This window comes from Seohaeicola saemankumensis (assembly GCF_042678485.1).
GTDB lineage: Bacteria > Pseudomonadota > Alphaproteobacteria > Rhodobacterales > Rhodobacteraceae > Seohaeicola > Seohaeicola saemankumensis.
Map to the genome: position 1 here is coordinate 1 of NZ_JBHTKR010000017.1, position 1910 is coordinate 1910.

Below are 1910 nucleotides of genomic sequence, written 5' to 3' on the forward strand. Positions count from 1 at the left end.
ATCGCGGCATCGCCTTTCCTGTCTGGCAGGCTCAACCCGCCAGACGGCCGTTGGAACGCCTCGGGTTGTGACATGACGTCAAGCGCGGAACTGATAGACGTTTGCAAACTTTTGTCCACGCAGGGATGGATCGCACGCATTCGTCCGATGCGGTCAAGCTGGATGAAGCGGCCGCTGTCCAGATGATCCACGGCGCGGTCGTTCATCTCGATCACGCGCCGGTCCGGGCCGATCAGCAGCACCGGCTTGGGGATCCGGTTGATCAGATTGCGGTGTTGTTCGGACCGAACATTCAATTCGTTCTGGAAAGCAAAGGCGCGCTGCAGATGCGGGAAAAGCTGGTTTAAAAAGCCCTTTACGTCATCGAAACCGTCCCGTTCGGCCCTGCGTGTGAAGCCCAGCCATGTCCATTTGCCCTCGCCAAAGGCAAGCAGGGCACCGATCGTTGCGTGACAGCCCTGCGGCCTTACCCATTCGCTGTAGTATGCAGAGTTGTAGAAATCCGGCGGATCGATCTCGTTGCCATGGAACCGTCCCATCGGCTCTGCGGCAAGTGTGCCGACCCATGGGTTTTGTCCAAGGTGTTGTAAGTCATAGTTTTCGCGATAGGCCGGATCGAAACCAAAACTGCCCATTGTGTCGGTAGTGCCTGCAAGGATGTCCTCGGTGACCATGTCGCCCGCATCCGCCGCGATAAGCCTTCCCAGCTCCGATACAACGCGCTGGAAACCATCATGTGCCGCGACTGCTTCGTAACAGAGGTCTATGGCATGCAGAAGGTCGTCTTGCTGTAGCATCACATCCGATCAGGGTTCGTCGGCAAACGACTGGTGATCAAGGGAAACCGATACCCATCACATGCTATTGCAAAGTTGACGTAGGGGCAACCTTAGGGTCAATCCTTTTCAAGGCTTGGGCCGTCGGCTGGGGCAGACCATTCGGACAAAAAGACCACCCTCAACCTGGAGGGAACAATCTCGATTCATCTGCGAGTGTTGGCTGGGGCGGTAGGATTCGAACCTACGGTACACGACGGCCAACACTGATGCCTTCGCTGCAATGCTCTGGCATGAGAGCAGGGGGGTGAAAGTCGGTCGTTGGGGCAACGACTGGGGCGACGGCTGGTCAGGTTGAAGGGCTGCTGTGCGGACGAGACACTCTGTTCGCTCAAGATTTCGCGTGTCTACTTAGATTCCAGTCGCTATTTTGAACCGGTCGTCGCGGCTCTGTCAGAGCGGTCTCGCCGACACGCAAGGAATATTCCATGGCCAGAACCTTCGAACGCCTCGTAGAGCAACAAATTCAGAAAGCCCTTGCGGAGGGCAAACTGCGCGGGCTCGAAGGGGAGGGGAAGCCGCTACCTGACCGTTCTGGCGAGGCTTTCACAGACATGGCCACGGCAGTTGCTGTTCGGATAATGGCTGAAGCAGGAGCGATGCCGGAGGAATTCAAAATCAAGAAGCTGCTGGAAGCGGCCAAGACCAGCTACAGGGAGGCAGAGGGCGACGAGGCAAGGCTTGTTGCGATGGCTTTGATCGCCGAGCTTGAACAGCGCTATAACATTGCCGTGGAAGCAAGGCGGCGATTTCTGGGGTCATAGCCCGCAGTGACTTTATCGCTTTGTTTTGCTGGTAGCGTGACTATAGCCAATGCGTGTGCCCAGAGTAGCTATCTGGTAAACCCCGACCAGTCCGTCACCTCCACCGCCATCCATCCCCGATCACCCTGGACAGTCCTGAGTGCGACCGCCTCGCCGGTCTCTAGGCTGGCTATCCCGGCAGCACGTAGAACCTCGACGTGGAGGAATACGTCGTCAGCCAAGCCGAACACGTTCGCAAACCCTATGCCCTTCACCTGATCGTACCACTTCACCCTCGCGGGCTGGTAAGGCAGGGCTTGCAAGGCTTCAG

At 57.4% G+C, this 1910-nt stretch carries 3 protein-coding genes; 1 reads left to right on the forward strand and 2 read right to left on the reverse strand.

Features of this window, described 5'->3' with window-relative positions; genetic code table 11:
* Positions 1-797, reverse strand: a 797-nt coding sequence (locus ACFQ3C_RS18860; RefSeq protein ID WP_380795228.1) for a hypothetical protein, incomplete at its 3' end; no start/stop codon positions are given.
* A 467-nt stretch (positions 798-1264) separates the two neighbouring features.
* Between ACFQ3C_RS18860 and ACFQ3C_RS18865 the strand changes: the two genes are divergently transcribed.
* A complete protein-coding gene (locus ACFQ3C_RS18865) occupies positions 1265-1600 on the forward strand; it encodes a DnaJ family domain-containing protein (protein WP_380795231.1) in 336 nt (111 codons plus the stop codon).
* A 68-nt stretch (positions 1601-1668) separates the two neighbouring features.
* Here ACFQ3C_RS18865 and ACFQ3C_RS18870 read toward each other — a convergent pair.
* The coding region (locus ACFQ3C_RS18870) for a cold-shock protein (RefSeq protein ID WP_380795234.1) at positions 1669-1910 on the reverse strand (242 nt) is incomplete at its 5' end.

Coding starts and splice junctions, on each gene's coding strand:
- ACFQ3C_RS18865 (WP_380795231.1), top strand. CDS start 1,265: ATGGCCAGAACCTTCGAACGCCTCGTAGAGCAACAAATTCAGAAAGCC.